Below are 16,357 nucleotides of genomic sequence, written 5' to 3' on the forward strand. Positions count from 1 at the left end.
GCATGGAGACCTTCTGTCCGACCTGCAAAGCGCAGCTCGTATGGGGTATTCTGGCAAGGTTAAGCGCTTTGGGGCGCCGTGCCCCGCAGGGCCGGGAGGGCTCGCATGTATCTGAGGATGGACAAGTTCTAGCTGGGCCGACGCCTCGCGCCCGTCGGCGCGCCCCGTCGCCGCACGCTGCGGCCGCCGCGCCGCCGTTCGCGTCGCCGCTTCTCTCCATACCTCACCGCACTATGACTAAGGAGCCGTTCAATGCCCGAAAAGCTTGAAAAGATTATCGCCGCCTACCACGAGCTCGAGCAGAAGCTCATGGACCCGGCCGTCGCCTCGGACCCCAAGGAGTACGCGCGCCTGGCCAAGGAGCACGCCGGCCAGACCGAGCTCGTCGAGAAGGCCCGCGAGTACCTCGGCGCCCTCGACGACATCGATGCCGCCAAGGAGATGCTGCACGAGGCCGCCGACGCCGACGAGAAGGCCATGCTCCAGGAGGACATCGCCGCCAACGAGGCCAAGCTCCCGACCCTCGAGGACGAGATCAAGGTCCTGCTCATCCCCGGCGACCCCAACGACGAGAAGGACACCATCGTCGAGATCCGCGGCGCCGTGGGCGGCGACGAGGCCGCCATCTTTGCCGGCGACCTCTTCAAGATGTACCAGAACTTCGCTTCTTCCCAGGGCTGGAAGACCGAGGTGCTCTCGTCGTCGCCCTCTGAGGCCGGCGGCTTCAAGACCATCGAGTTCAAGGTCACGGGCGACAAGGTCTACTCCGTGATGAAGTTCGAGTCCGGCGTCCACCGCGTCCAGCGCGTGCCCAAAACCGAGAGCCAGGGCCGCATCCAGACCTCCACGGCCACCGTCGCCGTCATGCCCGAGGCCGACGAGATCGACATCCAGATCAACCAGGAGGACCTGCGCATCGACACCTACTGCGCCTCCGGCCCCGGCGGCCAGTGCGTCAACACGACCTACTCGGCCGTGCGCATCACCCACCTGCCCACCAATACCGTGGTGCAGTCGCAGGACCAGCGCTCCCAGATCCAGAACCGCGAGGTCTGCATGCAGATGCTGCGCGCCCGCCTCTACGAGGCCGAGCTTGAGCGCCAGCAGGCCGAGCAGGGCGCCGAGCGCCTCTCGCAGATCGGCCGCGGCAACCGTTCGGAGAAGATTCGCACGTACAACCAGCCGCAGGACCGCGTGACCGACCACCGCATCGGCTTCAACGGCACGTACAACGGCGTGCTGCTGGGCAACAACCTCTCCGACGTCATCGAGGCGCTGGCCGCCGCCGAGCGCGCCGAGAAGCTCGCCGAGCAGGTGTAAGGCGCGGGGCTACACTTCCGTATCGTTTTTGCGGGCCCCTTCCTCACGGGAGGGGCTCGTTTTTTGTTCAGTAAGGCCGATGGCTCGCGGTAAACAGCCTTTGGCCGACGACTGGCGACGCGCTCGGGCCGACCGGCTGCAAAAAATCAGGGATGGCGGCAGTTTTTTGAGGACCGGCCGAGTAGCCCCCGTTTTGCGCTCAACAAAACCGCAGGTAGACGGCATGCTCGAAATTTGGCTACTCGGGCGGTGCGCAAAAAACTGCCGCCATCCCTGATTTTGTGCGCTCGGGTCGGGTTTTGGGGGCCGACGGCGTGACTATCGGTGGTGCCTGCGTGGAAGTTTTTGTTGCGGCTGGCTGAGGTGTGGCAAATTCGATGGCGGAGCAGCTACCATCCCTCTAGGAAAACGCGTCGAGAGGTTTGGCATGGAGCAGGGCACGCAGAAGGTCGAGGACTTCGAGCTGGGGGAGCCTGCGCTCGTGTGTCGCTGGCGCATCGCGGGCGGGCGGCTGCCGCTGGAAAACCGGCACCTGCGGGCGCTCTCGCGCCGGCGCGTGGCCGGGCGCGGGGTCACGACGCAGCTGGTGAGCTGGGCCAAGCAGCACATCGAGTGGACGCTCGCCGACGGCTCGGCGGAAAACCCCGACGGAGTGCTGATGATCGCCATGGACGAGCAGGGGCGCGCCGCGATGTCGGTGGGGCCGTACGCGGAGCTGGCCGCGCGCGACGTGGCCGCGCTCGCCGCGCGCGCCGGCGAGTCGCGCCGCGAGGCCGGCGAGACGGGCGTGGCCCCGGAGACCCTGTGGGCCGTGCGCGACGGCGCGCTCGTGTGGGCCGCGGACGGGGACGCCGTGGCCTCGGGCGCGGCGAGCCTTGTGGCCGACTTGGCAAAGACGCTGGGGGTCGAGGCGTCGCGCGATGCGGCGCTTCTTGGCGAGGTGCTGGCCGGCGCGGTGCCTGAGCAGGCGTTTCTTTGTAGCGACGAGCACGGTGTGGTGGTGGCGGCCGACGCCGCGGGTGACGTGGCGCAGCGCTTCGCCGACGCCTACGCAAAGCTCCTCGCCTCCGAGCGCGCCGGGCGCTAGCGACCGGACAAAGGGACAGTCCCTTTGTCCGCTATTCGGCTGAGGTGAAGCTCCAGCAGGTCGCGGCCTCGCTGCAGATGGTAGAGAGGTCCCAGGTCTTGTGGCTGCGGACCCAGCTGTTCGAGTCGTGCACCACTGCCTTGCCGTCCTCGTCGAGCTTCTCGACGGCGATGAAGTGGCCGGAGCTCGTAAACTGGCCAGGGTTCATCAAGAATATAACCGGATGCCCCGCCTCGAGCTCTGCTCGGATGGTGCTTTCGTTGGCTCCGAGCTGCGTTCCGTTGAGTCCGAGCATGGCCGCGCCGTCGGTCATAAGCGCCCATGACGTGCCGTCTTGGTCGGTTGAGAAACCGTTTGCGGTCGAGAACTCGGCCATGGCGACGGGATCCTTGTCGGTCTGGCCGGTGAGCTCGACGTAGATCATCGAGAGCGCGGTGGGGCCGCATCCCTGGTGGCGCAGGCGCCCGCCGGAGTAGGTCTCGTGCGAGTACTGCGGGTCGATCTGGTAGAGGTAGGGCATCTCGCCCTTCTTCCACTGGTCCTTGGGCGTGCTCGTGGGCTCGACCAGGTCGGTCGTGAGGTCGGAGAGCTCGGCGACGAGGGCCTGGGCGTCCTGCTGGGCGCCGGCGAGGGCCGAGGCGTTGTACGCGTCGCTGCGCGCGGCAGCGATGTTTCCGCGGATCGAGATCACGGCTACGATAAGGGCGACGACGCCCGCGCCGGCGAGCGTTTGCTTGGGATAGCGGCGGCAGAACGGGACGGCGACGCGCACGAAGGCGGCGATCCCGCGGCCAAGGGCGCAAAGGCCGCGCCAGATCAGGCCCGCCACGGTGGCAAGAAACTCGCCGATGGCGGAGAGGATGCCGGAGCCGCCGGTGCCGCGCCCGTCGCCGGTGCGGGCTGATCTTCTTGCCGTGCGCTCGGCCTGCCGCTGCGCGAACTCCTCGTCCCGGTCCATTCGCACCCCCCTGCGCCGTCTAGCCTTTGACCTGCGCGAATCATACCACCTGCGGAAAGGGGACAGTCCCCAAACCGCTGCGGAAAGGGGACAGTCCCCAAACCGCTGCGGAAAGGGGACAGACTTCTGCGGACAAAGGGACCGCCTGCCGGCCGCCGGCTGTTGGCGGCGGTTTACGCGCCGTCTGTCGAGTCACCCGAAACTAAACACTGTTTAAGCGTTTAGCATCTTGTTCAGGTTGGACCAAAGCCCCTCGGAAAATGGAGGAAACCATGCGTAACGTGGGCGTTCGTGAGATCAGCAGGCGTACGGGCTTCTCTCCTGCGACGGTCTCCAACGCCCTCAACAACAAGCGCGGTGTAAACAAAGATACCGCCGAGACCATCCGCCGCATGGCAAAGGAGCTCGGCTACGAGCGCTCCGACAGCCTGAACCACATCCGCTTCGTCCTCGCGCGCAAGTCGGGCCGCGTCCTCGACGAGGGCACCTTCCACCCCGGCGTCATCGAGGGCGTCGAGCGCGTTGCCGCCCAGCTCAAGCTGCAGACCACCTTTACCACCATCGAGCTCTCCAACCGCGAGGCGGCGGCCAAGCAGGCCTACGACATCACGCACGACGCGAGCAACGGCATCGTGCTTCTTGCCACCGAGATGGCCGAGGAGGACTACCTGCTGTTCCGCGACTCCGCGGCGCCGCTCGTGGTGGTTGACGGGTGGTCCGACCGGCTCTTCTTCGAGAGCGTCGTCACGCAGAACGAGAACTCCGCCTTCCGCGCCGTGACCTACCTCGTCGATAACGGCCACCGCCAGATTGGCTACATCGCGGGCGACACGCGCATCAAGAACTTCCCGCTGCGCGAGCGCGGGTACCGCCGCGCCATGCGGGAGGCCGGGCTTCCCATCGACCCCAGGTGGCGCATCGAGGTGGGCACCACCGTCAACGGCTCCTATGACTCCATGAAGGCGTGGCTCGCCACAAACCCGCAGCTACCGACCGCGTTTTTCGTCGAGAACGACATCATGGCGCTGGGGTGCATGCGCGCCATGGCCGAGCGCGGCATCCGCATCCCCGACGAGGTCAGTATGGTCGGCTTCGACGACCTGCCCTACGCGAGCATCTGCAACCCGCCGCTGACCACGGCGCGCATCCCCAACCGCGAGATGGGCGAGATCGCCGTGCGCCGCCTCATCGACCGCATCCAGGAGCCGCGCGACTACACTTGCGTCACGCACCTCTCCACAAGTTTCGTCGAGCGCCAGTCCGTCAAGCGGATTTAGGGCCCCTTGCGACGGATTTAGGGCTTTCGCGGCGGATTTAGGGTCCCTCGCGCGGAGCCTGCTGCAAAAAATCGGGGATGGCGGCAGTTTTCTGCAGAGCGTCCGAGTATCCCGCGCTCTATGCCCAACAAAACTGCAGGTAGACGAGCTGTCCGAAAATTGGATACTCGGGCGGTGCGCGAAAAACTGCCGCCATCCCGGTTTTTGTGCGCGCGGAGTTGGCCAAGGCACCTGCCGAGGCCCCTCAACCGGTTATGGGCGTGCGGTGAACCCGCGTCGACGGCCAGATTTACTGCACACGTTGTGCAATACTACGCAGGCTGTGCAAAAACCGTCGAAGGGACCAGATGCCTGCCTGTGAGCTCGCGCTCAGCACCGATCGCCGCAGCGTGCGCACCCGCGCCGCGCTGCGCCTCGCCCTCGCGCAGGAGATAGACGCCACCGGCGACCTCTCCCGCGTGACCGTCACCGCGGTGACGGAGCGCGCCGGCGTGACCCGCCGCACGTTCTATTCCCACTACCGCGACATTCCCGACCTGGTAAACCACATCGAGGAAGAAACCCTCGCCGACCTGCGCTCCCACGTGGAGAAGATCGCGCGGTGCCACCTCGGCCACCTGGCCGAGTCGCTCGGCGCCCAGGAGCCGGCCCCCGGCTCCGAGGAGCTCCTGCGCGCCGTCCGCGAGCGCGGCGACTACCTGCGCCCGCTTCTGGGCCAGGGCGGCGACCCCGCCTTCGCCGAGCGCCTGAAGTCCATGGCCTACGACGCCGTCGTGGGCCGCGCGCTCGACGGCATCGACGTCCGCGCGGTGGGCGCCTTCTTCGATTACTACCTGACCTTTGCCATATCCGCCGAGGTCGGGGTGCTCTTGCGCTGGCTCGAGGGGGGCATGCGCGAGAGCGTGGAGGCCATGGCGCGCCTGATGACGGCGCTCATGTTCGTCCGCCCGGGCGACCTCTACGGCAAGCCCATCGACTTCGATATCCCCAGCTTTGCTTTGGCCATCATGCGTTGTGAGGAGAGACACAATGTCCGATAAGACCGCCGCGTCCATCAAGGCCGAGAAGGCCGCCCGCCAGCCGCTCGAGCTCAAGCAAGAGGGCGCCGAGCTCAGCCCCAAGAACCCCTACGACCTCAGCTACGCGCACCTGCGCCTGGGCATCGACGTGGGCTCCACCACCGTTAAGCTGGCCGTTATTGACGACAACGACCACCTCATCTACGCCAACTACGAGCGCCACCACACCGACGTGCGCGCCACGGCCAAGGAGCTCTTCGCCCGCGCGCAGAAGGTCATCGGCGACGCCCCCATGCGCGTCTCCATCACCGGCTCCGGCGGCATGCTGCTGGCCAAGTGGCTCGGCCTCGAGTTCGTCCAGGAGGTCATCGCCTCCAAGCGCGCCGTCGAGGCCCTGATCCCGCAGACCGACTGCGCCATCGAGCTGGGCGGCGAGGACGCCAAGATCATCTACTTCGACAACGGCATCGAGCAGCGCATGAACGGCACCTGCGCCGGTGGCACGGGCGCCTTCATCGACCAGATGGCGAGCCTGCTGCACACCGACGCGACCGGCCTGAACGAGCTCGCCAAGTCCGCCACGCAGATCCACCCCATCGCCAGCCGCTGCGGCGTCTTTGCCAAGTCCGACGTCCAGCCGCTGCTCAACGAAGGCGCCGCCCCCGCCGACATCGCCGCCTCCATCTTCCAGGCCGTGGCCAACCAGACCGTCTCGGGCCTCGCCTGCGGCCACCCCATCCGCGGCTACGTGGCTTTCCTCGGCGGCCCGCTGCAGTATCTCTCCGAGCTCCGTCGCCGCTTCTACATCACGCTGAACCTCGACGACGAGCACATCATCGTCCCCGAGAACGCCCACCTCTTTGTGGCCACGGGCGCCGCCCTTGCCGGCGAGTCCGACAAGCACGTCACCTTTGCCGAGGTCATCGGCCTGCTCGAGGACCTCAAGGACACCCAGGGCTCCGAGGTCGCGCGCCTGGAGCCGCTCTTTGCCACCGAGGAGGACTACCAGGAGTTCAAGTCCCGCCACGACGAGCAGGTCGTGCCCAAGGGCGACCTCACGAGCTATCACGGCCGCGTGTTCATCGGCATCGACGCCGGCTCCACCACCATGAAGGCGGCCGTCGTCGGCGAGGACGGCGAGCTCCTCTACACCTGGTACGGCAACAACAACGGCGACATCCTGGGCACCGCCCGCATCATCTGCGACGACATCTACGACAAGATGCCCGCCGACTGCACTATCGGCCACGTGACCACCACCGGCTACGGCGAGCAGATCCTCATCGAGGCCCTGCGCGCCGACTCCGGCGAGATCGAGACCGTCGCCCACCTGCGCGGCGCCAAGGCCTTTATCCCCGAGGTCGAGTTCATCCTCGACATCGGCGGCCAGGACATGAAGTGCCTGCAGGTCAAGGACGGCGTCATCGAGCACATCATGCTCAACGAGGCCTGCTCCTCGGGCTGCGGCTCCTTCATCGCGTCCTTCGCCGACTCCATGAACATGACCGTCCAGGAGTTCGCGCAGGCCGCCGTGCGCGCCACCGCCCCCGTCGACCTCGGCTCCCGCTGCACCGTCTTTATGAACTCGCGCGTCAAGCAGGCGCAGAAGGAGGGCGCGACCATCGGCGACGTGGCCGCCGGCCTTTCTTACTCCGTCATCAAGAACGCCCTCTTTAAGGTCATCAAGCTGCGCGACTTCTCCGAGATCGGCAAGTACTGCGTGGTCCAGGGCGGCACCTTCATGTCCGACGCCACGCTGCGCGCCTTCGAGCTGCTGACCGGCCGCGACGTTATCCGCCCGGACGTGGCGGGCTGCATGGGCGCCTACGGCGCGGCGCTTCTTGCCTGCGACCGCGCGGGCGAGACGGGCACCTCCGGCCTGCTTTCGCGCGACGCCATCGACAACCTGCAGGTCAAGCACACCAACGTCCACTGCGGCCGTTGCTCCAACAACTGCCTGCTCACCGTCAACGACTTCGGCGGCGGCCACCGCTTCATCACCGGCAACCGCTGCGAGAAGGGCGCCGGCGGCTCCAAGCGCGCCAAGAACGACGCCCCGAACCTCTTCGACTACAAGAACAAGCTGCTCTTTGACCGCCCCGTGCTTGCCGAGGACGAGGCCCCGCGCGGCACCGTGGGCATCCCGCGCGCGCTCAACATGTACGAGAACTACCCGTTCTGGCACGCGTTCTTTACCAAGCTCGGCTTCCGCGTCGTGCTCTCCGACCAGACCAACGGCAAGACCTACGAGGCCGGCATCGAGTCCATGCCCTCCGAGTCCGTCTGCTACCCGGCCAAGCTCAGCCACGGCCACATCATGAACCTCATCGCCAAGGACCCGGACTTTATCTGGATGCCCTGCATCCGCTGGGAGCGCCAGGAGGACATGGGCGCCACCAACCACTACAACTGCCCCATCGTCATGAGCTACCCGCAGGCGCTCGAGCTCAACGTCGATGAGCTGGGCCAGGGCACCAAGGTCGAGTTCCTCGACCCGTTCATTCCCTACGACAAGAAGAGCGAGCTCAAGCGCCGCCTGTACGAGCTCGTGAGCGAGCAGCGCGAGGCCGACGCCGCCGAGGGCCGCGGCCGCGTGCGCGGATCTCACATCACGCGCGCCGAGGTCGACGAGGCCGTCAACGCGGCATGGGAGGCCGACATCGAGTTCCACAACGCGATGCACCGCAAGGGTGACGAGGCCCTGCGCTGGATCGAGGAGAACGGCGGCCACGGCATCGTGCTCGCCGGCCGCCCGTACCACAACGACCCCGAGATCAACCACGCCATCCCCGAGCTCGTGCACTCCTTCGGGTTCGCCATTCTCACCGAGGACTCCGTGGCCCACAAGATGACGCCCGAGCGCCCGATCCGCGTCGTCGACCAGTGGATGTACCACAGCCGCCTGTATCGCGCGGCGCGCTTCGTGGCCTCCCGCAACGACCTGGACCTCATTCAGCTCTTCTCGTTCGGCTGCGGCCTCGACGCCCTGACCACCGACCAGGTCCAGGAGATCCTTGAGGCCTCCGGCAAGATCTACACCATGCTCAAGGTGGACCAGGTGAGCAACCTTGGCGCCGCCCGCATCCGCATCCGCTCGCTCATGGCCGCCCTTAAGGAGCAGGGCGAGAACCTCGAGGCCCGCGCCGCTGCCGGCGAGCTGGCCGAGGTCGAGCCGGGCCAGCACCGCCTGGCCGACGGCACCACGGCCGTCTCGGAGGTCCGCCTGGCCGACGGCAACCTCGAGCGCCGCCGCGCCGACGACGGCAGCGTGCCCGTGTACCGTGAGGCCGCCAGCTCCGACTTCAAGAAGGTGCGCTACACCAAGCAGATGCAGGACGCCGGCTACACCATCCTCGCGCCGCAGATGAGCCCGATCCACTTCGAGCTCGTCGAGGTCCTGCTCAAGAACGAGGGTTTCAACTGCGTCCTTATGCCGTCCGTGGACCAGGGCGCCGTGGACACGGGCCTCAAGTACGTGAACAACGACATCTGCTATCCGTCGATCCTCGTCACCGGCCAGATCATGGAGGCGGTGCTCTCCGGCAAGTACGACCTCAGCAAGACGGCCGTGCTCATCACCCAGACCGGCGGCGGCTGCCGAGCCACCAACTACATCGCGCTGATCCGCAAGGCGCTCAAGGACTGCGGCCACCCCGAGGTGCCGGTCATCTCGCTGACCGCGGCGTCCGGCCTCGACGAGGACAACCCCGGCTTCAACGTCTTTAAGCCGGCGCTGCTGGTCAAGGCCCTGTACGCGCTGCTGTACGGCGACCTTATCATGCAGCTGCTGTATCGCGTGCGCCCCTACGAGGCCGAGGCGGGCGCGGCCGACGCGCTCTACGAGCGCATGATGGCGCAGGCCAAGGGCGACCTTATCCGCGCCAACCGCTCGAGCTTCTACAAGCTCTGCCAGCAGACCGTCGACGCCTTCGAGGCGCTGCCGCTGGTCAACGACCGCACGAAGCCGCGCGTCGGCGTGGTCGGCGAAATCCTGGTCAAGTTCCACCCCACGGCCAACAACCAGGTCGTTCGCGTCATCGAGCAGGAGGGCTGCGAGGCCAACGTGCCCGGCCTCGTGGACTTCTTCCTGTTTGGCATGACCAACGCCGTCAACATGAAAGACGAGCTGGGCACCAAGGCCACGAGCCGCCTCACGCACCGCGCCGGCATCAAGCTGGTCGAGGGCTTCCGCGAGCCGATCAACAAGATGCTCGAGGTGTCCACGCGCTTCGAGCCGTACCCGAGCGTGTGGGAGCTCGCCGAGAAGGCCGGGCAGGTCCTCTCGCTGTGCAACACGATGGGCGAGGGTTGGCTGCTCACGGCCGAGATGTGCGACCTCATCGAGACCGGCACGCCCAACATCGTGTGCTGCTCGCCGTTCGCGTGCCTGCCCAACCACGTGGTGGGCAAGGCCGTCATCAAGCGCCTGCGCGAGATGCACCCCGAGAGCAACATCGTGGCCGTCGACTACGACCCGGGCGCATCCGAGGTCAACCAGCTCAACCGAATCAAGCTCATGATCTCGGTTGCCAAGGAAAACTACCGTAACAACCGCGGCGACGGGTTCAAGCTGGTGGGCGACGACGATTCGGCCGGGGGCGACGATTACGGCATCGGCCTGACGGCCGAGCAGCGCGAGCGCCTGGCCGACATCAAGGCCCGCGCGGTCGTCGACTAGCGCGTCTTTGTGCCGCCAGCAGCGCGCCTGCAGTTGGTGACTGTTACCAAATGCAGGCGCGCTGCAAGCAACGGAAAAAAGGGAAGATATGGCCGTTAAGCTGGTGTTTATTGACCTGGACGGGACGTTTGTGGACTCGCAGAAGCGGGTGTGCAAGCGCAATGTGCGCGCTCTCGAGCGGGCGGCGGAGCTGGGCGTGCAGTTCGTGCCGTGCACGGGCCGCAACTCGAGCGGCATCCCGGCCCAGATTGCGAGCGCGCCGAGCGTGCGCTACGCGGTGTGCTGCAACGGCGGCTCGGTGGTCGACCTGCGCTCCGGCCGGACGCTCCACGCCGAGGCCGTGGAGACCGGGCAGGTCGCGCGCCTGTACGAGGCCGTTCGCGACCTGCGCTGCACGTTCGACGTGTTTATCGGCAACAAGGTTTACCTGGAGCGCAGCCGCTGGGAGATCATGCGCGAGGCGGCGGGCGGCGACGAGGTTATGGAGCGTTTCCTCTCGACGCTGCGCACGCCGTGGGACGGCTCGATGGACGAGCTGCTTCGGATGGGGCCCGTGACCAAGCTCACGATGCTCCACCCGGATAAGGCCACTGAGCAGGCGGTTCGTGCGGCTGTTGACGGTGTGGAGGGGCTCGCCTGGACGTATTCGCTGCCCGTGAACACCGAGGTCCAGCGGGCCGGCGTGAACAAAGGGTCGGCGCTGCGCTGGCTCTGCGGGCACCTGGGGGTCGACGTGGCCGACGCGGTGGCTTTTGGCGACGGAGACAACGACGTCGAGATGCTGCGCGCGGCCGGCGACGGCGTGGCCATGGGCAACGCGGCCGACGATGTGAAGGCTTGCGCCGACCACGTGACGGCGACCTGCGACGAGGCGGGTGTCGCGGCGTACCTGGAGCCGCTTTTCGCCGAGCTTTAGGCGGCCGCGGCGGGTTTCGGGCTGTTTAGGGCTGTTTCGGGCGGCCGGAACCCGCCGGAACCGGCCGGAACCGGCCGCCCGGGAGGTGGATACTCGGCGATTCCGAATTTAAACCCGGAAAAGTCGGCCGAACATTTGCAAAACGTGGGAAAACGCAAATCTCGCCCGACTTTTCGATGGTTAAATTTAAACCTGCAGAGTAGCCCCCCCTTGACGCCCCTCTGGACCCCCTTTGCGCGGCGTTGCCGCTGCGCATTGGCGGTAGAATCGAGGGCGTTGCAGCCTCGGCCCGAAAGGTTCCCGCGATGAGCGACGTTCTTGAGCGTTTCCTGCGCTTTGTGCAGGTCGATTCCCAGTCCGATCCAAATAACGAGCAGGTCACGCCCTCCACGGAGCGCCAGCACCAGATGGCTGCCGTCCTCGGCGACGAGCTCCGCGCGCTTGGCCTGTCCGACGTAGCGGTCGACGAGCACGCCTACGTGACGGGCACGCTGCCCGCCTCCGCCGGCGCCGAGTCGGCCGGCGCCCTCATGCTCTGCTCGCACCTCGACACCGCGCCCGACGCCCCGGCCGCGGGCGTCCACCCGCACGTCGTCGCCTACGAGGGCGGCGCCCTGGTGGCCGGCGTCGTCGACGGCGAGACTATCCAGTCCACGCCCGATCAGGTCCCTGACCTGGCCAAATTCGTTGGCCAGGACATCGTGGTCACGGACGGCTCCACGCTGCTCGGCGCCGACGACAAGGCCGGCGTCGCCGAGATCTGCGCGCTGCTCGCCCGTCTCGTGGCGCACCCCGAGCTCGCGCACCCCACGCTGAAGATCGCCTTCGTGCCCGACGAGGAGATCGGCCACGGCGCGTCGCTTCTCGACCTCGACGCTCTCGGCGCCGCCTACGGCTACACGGTGGACGGCGAGACCCTGGGCGAGATCAACTACGAGTGCTTCAGCGCCTGCGAGGCCACGGTGACCGTGCGCGGCGTGATGGTCCACCCGGGCGCCGCCAAGGACATCATGGTCAACGCCATCACGGTGGCCAGCGAGTTCCAGCAGCTCGTGCCCGCGTGGGAGCGCCCCGAGCACACCTGCGGCCGCGAGGGCTTCTATCACCCGACGGACATCGAGGGCTCGGCGTCCGAGCTGCAGCTCAAGTACATCGTGCGCGACTTCGACGGCGAGAAGTTCGCCGATCGCCAGGCCGTGCTGTCCCAGATCGCCGAGCTGCTCAACGGCCGCTATGGCGAGGGCACGGTGACGGTCGAGTTCCGCCAGCAGTATCGCAACATGGCCGAGCGACTGGCCGGTAAGGAGTTCCTGGTCGATTACGCGATGGAGGCCAACCGCGAGGTGGGCATCGAGCCTGTGGCCGTGCCCGCCCGCGGCGGCACCGACGGCGCCCAGCTCACGTTCCGCGGTCTTGCGTGCCCCAATCTCGCTACCGGCGGATACAACGCGCATTCGGTTAGAGAGTTTATACCGGTGAGCAGCATGGAGGCCACGGTCGACATGCTCGAGCGGCTGGTGGCCAAGTTCGCGGCGGTCGCCGGCGACGTGCCCGCGAACGGCGACGTGCCCGCGAACGGCGGCGGCGACGCGAACGGCGGCGGCGACGTGCCCGCCGTGGAAGGGGAGTAGCGCGTGCTTGCGGTTGTCCTCTCCATCCTGGCGATTCTGCCCGCGGTCGCCGCGACGCTGCTCGAGCACGTCGCCGCCCCCATGCGCCTGACCGAGCGCCACCACGCCCACCACGACACGTACGTGGTGCCGCCCGACTTCATGCGCTCGCTCGTCGTGGCCATGCTGGTCATGGGCTGCACGGGCGTTTTGCTGGGCATCTTTTGCGTCCTAGGCCTGTTCGACTCGACGCCGGAGCTGGTCCTTGCCTTTGTCGACGGCTTCGTCGCGACCATGTTCGTAAGCTGGGTCGCGCTGTGCCGCTACAAGATCTCGCTGTTTGAGGACCGCGCGGTGCAGACGCCGTTCATCGGGCGCGACGCGTTCTTCTTTTACAGCGACGTTGTGGCGATGGACTGGTCGGGCATCCGCCGCAAATCGGGGTACCGCGACCTCAACGTGCACCTCAACGACGGTCGCGACGTGCGCATTTATGGCGTGACCGACATCGAGCAGGTCTTGCTGCACATCGACCGCTTCGATGTGTTGGCGCCGCTCACCGACGACGTGTCGCTCGACGCGCCGCAGCAGGCCCGTTAACGCCGCGAAACGCGAAAGGATAAGAAATTGATTAAGCTCGCACTTTCCGATATGGACAACACCATCGTTCCCATGGGGGCGCGCGGCATCAGCGAGCGCATGCGCGAGGCCATTCACGCAGCTACGGAGGCCGGCGTGCTCTTTGGGCCGGCGACGGGCCGCGACACGGTTGAGCTCTTCCGCTTCTTTCGCGCCGACGAGACCTGCTACAAAACCGGCGTGTTGTCCAACGGAAAGCGCGTGCTGGCGGACGGCGAGACGGTCTCGCTCACGCTGATCCCGCATGAGGGCCTGGTGGCCATCGCCGACGCGCTGCGCGACCGCGAGATGTTCCTCAACTGCTACCCGACCGAGTCGAACCTGCTGAATCCGGTCTACACCGTGGGCGCGCCGTCCGAGGAGATGGTGAACCGCTACGAGGCGCGCCTCGGGTTCGTCGGCGGACGCGTGGACGAGGTGCCCGAGGTCGACTTCGTGGCAGCGACCATCGCGTGCCCGGGCGAGGCTGAGCCTATGGAGCAGCAGATGGCCGATGTGGAGCGCATTGTGGAGGAAGTTGCCCCTGACCTGCGCGTTGTTCTCCCGATTCCCGGGTGGTTCGACATCATGCCCAAGGGCGTGAGCAAGGCGAGCGGCCTCGATGCGCTGCTTGCAGCCACGGGTTTTGCCGAGGACGAGGTGGTTGTGTTCGGCGATGCGGCCAACGACCTCGAGATCCTGCGCAAGGTCAAGTACTCCGTGGCCGTGGCCAACGCGACCGACGAGGTCAAGGAGGCCGCGGGCTACCACATCGGCGCGTGCGCGGACGACGCCGTGGCCGACGCGCTGCTCGAGATCGCGCGCGCAGCCAAGTGCGGCGAGATGCCGGAATTCCTGCGGGGGTAGCGCGGTGAGGCAGGAGGAGATGGACGATAGGGAAGTGGCGGAGGGTGCGGCGGCGGAGGCTGGCGGGCAGGGCGCCGACGCCGCGACCGATCCGGGCGCCGAGCCGGCTGGCGACTTCAAAAGACCCTATCTGACTAGGCGTTCGCTTGTCGGCGGAGCGGTGGCGGCTGCTGCCGTGGCGGCCGGCGTGGCCGTCGGCGTCTCTCGGTGCGACAAGGGCGAGGAGGACGTTCCCGCCGAGCCGGCCGCCCAGGAGGAGGACGCGTCCAGCAAAAAGCTCGGCGGCAAGATGACCCTGTACACCTGCTGCGACGAGGCGCTGGTCAACGCGTTCGTGCCCGCGTTCATGCAGCAGACGAACGTGGTCGTTGACGTCGTGCAGCGAAGCGCCGCGGCGTGTCGCGACGAGGCTGCGGCCGAGGTCGCGGGCGGCATCGCCGGTGCCGACGTGGTGTGGGGCGGCGACGCCGGCTGGTATGCCGCGGGCAGCGAGTGCTTTGCGAGGTATCTCTCGGGCGAGAACTCGGGTGTTATCAAAGATTGTCGCAATACCGACGGCTATGCGACGCCGTTGACGCGCGAGGTGTGCGTTATTGCGATAAACCCGTCGCAGGTAAAGCAGCTTGGCGTGACTATTGACGGGTATGAGTCGCTGACTGACGAGAGGTTTGCTGGCTGGCTTGCCGTGTCGGACCCCACGACGGATGCGATGGCAAAGACGGCCGCCGAGGAGCTGAGGGCTGCCGGCGATGCGCTGCCCGCGTACGCGACGACTGACGACGAAGGCAACGTGACGCCCGGCGGCGAGGCGTTTCTTTCCGCCGTTTGGGCGCAGGCGGGGGGCAACGTGCGCGCCACGAGCGCCGACGCGATCCAGGACGTGGTTGACGGCGCGGCCGCGGCGGCCATCGTGTACGAGCAGGCCGCGCGGTCGGCCGAGGCCGAGACCTCGCAGGTAGAGGTTGTGTATCCCAAGGAGGGGTGCGCGGTGGCGCTGGGCTGCTCGGCCGTGGTGCGCGGGGCGACCAACCTCGAGCAGGCCAAGGCCTGGATCGACTTTGCGTGCAGCGAGGCCGGGCAGAAGGCCGCCGCCGAGAAGGTCTGCTTGCGAAGCATCCGCGAAGGCGTCGGCGAGACGAGCAAGATTCCGGACGCGGTCGCGGGCGATGCTGCTGTCACGAGTGACGACGCGGCCGGGGGCGACCCGGCCGGGGGCGATGCTGCGGCTGGGGGCGACGCGGCCGGGAGCGACGCCGCGGCCGCAAGCGCGTCCGAGTAGGCACGGCGCCCGGCCGCCACGGGCCCAGACGAGCCCCGAAACCGCGCCGTCCAGCAACGCCGGGCCGCGCCGAGCCCCGAAACCGCGCCATCCAGCAACGCCGCGCCGCCCCGAGCCCCGAAACCGCGCCGTCCAGCAACCTCCCGTTACTGGACGGCGCATATTCGGGGCGCCGGGCCGGGTCCGGTTACTGGATGCCGCCGAATTGGGGCTCCTCTCGCCGCGCCGTTGCTGGATGCCGCCGAATCGGGGCTCTTGCGCCCCTTTATTTACGCTTGTGGCTATCGCGCCCGGCGGCGAGCCCCTTTCTTTGCGTTTGTGGCTACTGACGGGCCCTTCGAGCCCCCTTTCTTTCGGTTGTGGCTATGGCAAGCAGCCACAACCGCAAGAAACCGGGCTCGCCGCCGGGCGCGACAGCCACAACCGCAAGAAACAGGGCTCGCCGCCGGGCGCGACAGCCACAACCGCAAACAGCCGGGCGCTTCGCGTGGCCCTCTGCACCCTCGACGGGGTTCGGTGAAGGCGCGCCATTTGGGCGCCGCGACGAATGTGGAGTCTTCTTCACAAGCCGAGCCCACGCGTTGACCCGCGAGCGGCGAGCGCGTATAGTTCTTACTTGCGCAAACGCGCACCCAACACATTGCGGGGTGGAGCAGTCTGGTAGCTCGTCGGGCTCATAACCCGAAGGCCGTAGGTTCAAATCCTGCCCCCGCGACCATAAAACCGCT

General features: G+C 67.2%; 11 protein-coding genes and 1 tRNA gene. 11 read left to right on the forward strand and 1 reads right to left on the reverse strand.

Features of this window, described 5'->3' with window-relative positions; translation table 11 throughout:
• Positions 1 to 252: 252 nt before the first annotated feature.
• On the forward strand, positions 253 to 1,320 hold the full coding sequence (gene prfA, locus U5709_RS04000) for a peptide chain release factor 1 (protein ID WP_321970701.1): 1,068 nt from the start codon (positions 253 to 255) through the stop codon (positions 1,318 to 1,320).
• 427 nt (positions 1,321 to 1,747) lie between these two features.
• The gene (locus U5709_RS04005) at positions 1,748 to 2,407 is read left to right on the forward strand and encodes a hypothetical protein (RefSeq protein WP_321972847.1); all 660 of its coding nucleotides are present in this window, start codon (positions 1,748 to 1,750) and stop codon (positions 2,405 to 2,407) included.
• Between the two features lie 31 nt (positions 2,408 to 2,438).
• Here U5709_RS04005 and U5709_RS04010 read toward each other — a convergent pair whose 3' ends face one another.
• A complete protein-coding gene (locus U5709_RS04010) occupies positions 2,439 to 3,365 on the reverse strand; it encodes a C39 family peptidase (protein WP_321970703.1) in 927 nt (308 codons plus the stop codon).
• A 272-nt stretch (positions 3,366 to 3,637) separates the two neighbouring features.
• Here U5709_RS04010 and U5709_RS04015 point away from each other — a divergent pair, with 272 nt between their 5' ends.
• The 9 genes from U5709_RS04015 (at position 3,638) to U5709_RS04055 (ending at position 16,347) form a co-directional block, all read left to right on the forward strand.
• Positions 3,638 to 4,642: a LacI family DNA-binding transcriptional regulator gene (locus tag U5709_RS04015; RefSeq protein WP_321970704.1), complete on the forward strand. Its 1,005-nt coding sequence runs from the start codon at positions 3,638 to 3,640 to the stop codon at positions 4,640 to 4,642.
• A 347-nt stretch (positions 4,643 to 4,989) separates the two neighbouring features.
• Positions 4,990 to 5,682, forward strand: coding sequence for a TetR-like C-terminal domain-containing protein (locus U5709_RS04020; protein ID WP_321970705.1), 693 nt, complete (start codon positions 4,990 to 4,992; stop codon positions 5,680 to 5,682).
• The gene (locus tag U5709_RS04025) at positions 5,672 to 10,339 is read left to right on the forward strand and encodes an acyl-CoA dehydratase activase-related protein (protein WP_321972848.1); all 4,668 of its coding nucleotides are present in this window, start codon (positions 5,672 to 5,674) and stop codon (positions 10,337 to 10,339) included. The genes U5709_RS04020 and U5709_RS04025 overlap by 11 nt, the downstream gene beginning before the upstream one ends.
• A gap of 88 nt (positions 10,340 to 10,427) precedes the next feature.
• Positions 10,428 to 11,255 (forward strand): Cof-type HAD-IIB family hydrolase, encoded by an 828-nt coding sequence (locus U5709_RS04030; protein WP_321970707.1) that lies wholly within the window; start codon positions 10,428 to 10,430, stop codon positions 11,253 to 11,255.
• A 305-nt stretch (positions 11,256 to 11,560) separates the two neighbouring features.
• Entirely contained in the window at positions 11,561 to 12,886 is a 1,326-nt protein-coding gene (pepT, locus tag U5709_RS04035) for a peptidase T (RefSeq protein ID WP_321972849.1), read from the forward strand.
• 3 nt (positions 12,887 to 12,889) lie between these two features.
• Positions 12,890 to 13,465 carry a hypothetical protein gene (locus U5709_RS04040; protein WP_321972850.1) on the forward strand — a complete coding sequence of 192 codons (576 nt, stop codon included), beginning with the start codon at positions 12,890 to 12,892 and terminating at the stop codon, positions 13,463 to 13,465.
• Between the two features lie 27 nt (positions 13,466 to 13,492).
• The gene (locus U5709_RS04045) at positions 13,493 to 14,350 is read left to right on the forward strand and encodes an HAD family hydrolase (protein WP_321970710.1); all 858 of its coding nucleotides are present in this window, start codon (positions 13,493 to 13,495) and stop codon (positions 14,348 to 14,350) included.
• A gap of 19 nt (positions 14,351 to 14,369) precedes the next feature.
• Positions 14,370 to 15,629, forward strand: coding sequence for an extracellular solute-binding protein (locus U5709_RS04050; protein ID WP_321972851.1), 1,260 nt, complete (start codon positions 14,370 to 14,372; stop codon positions 15,627 to 15,629).
• Positions 15,630 to 16,270: 641 nt separating this feature from the next.
• Positions 16,271 to 16,347, forward strand: a tRNA-Met gene (locus U5709_RS04055).
• The last annotated feature ends 10 nt before the right edge of the window (positions 16,348 to 16,357 follow it).

The organism is Paratractidigestivibacter sp. (genome assembly GCF_963660155.1).
In the GTDB taxonomy this organism is placed as follows: domain Bacteria; phylum Actinomycetota; class Coriobacteriia; order Coriobacteriales; family Atopobiaceae; genus Paratractidigestivibacter.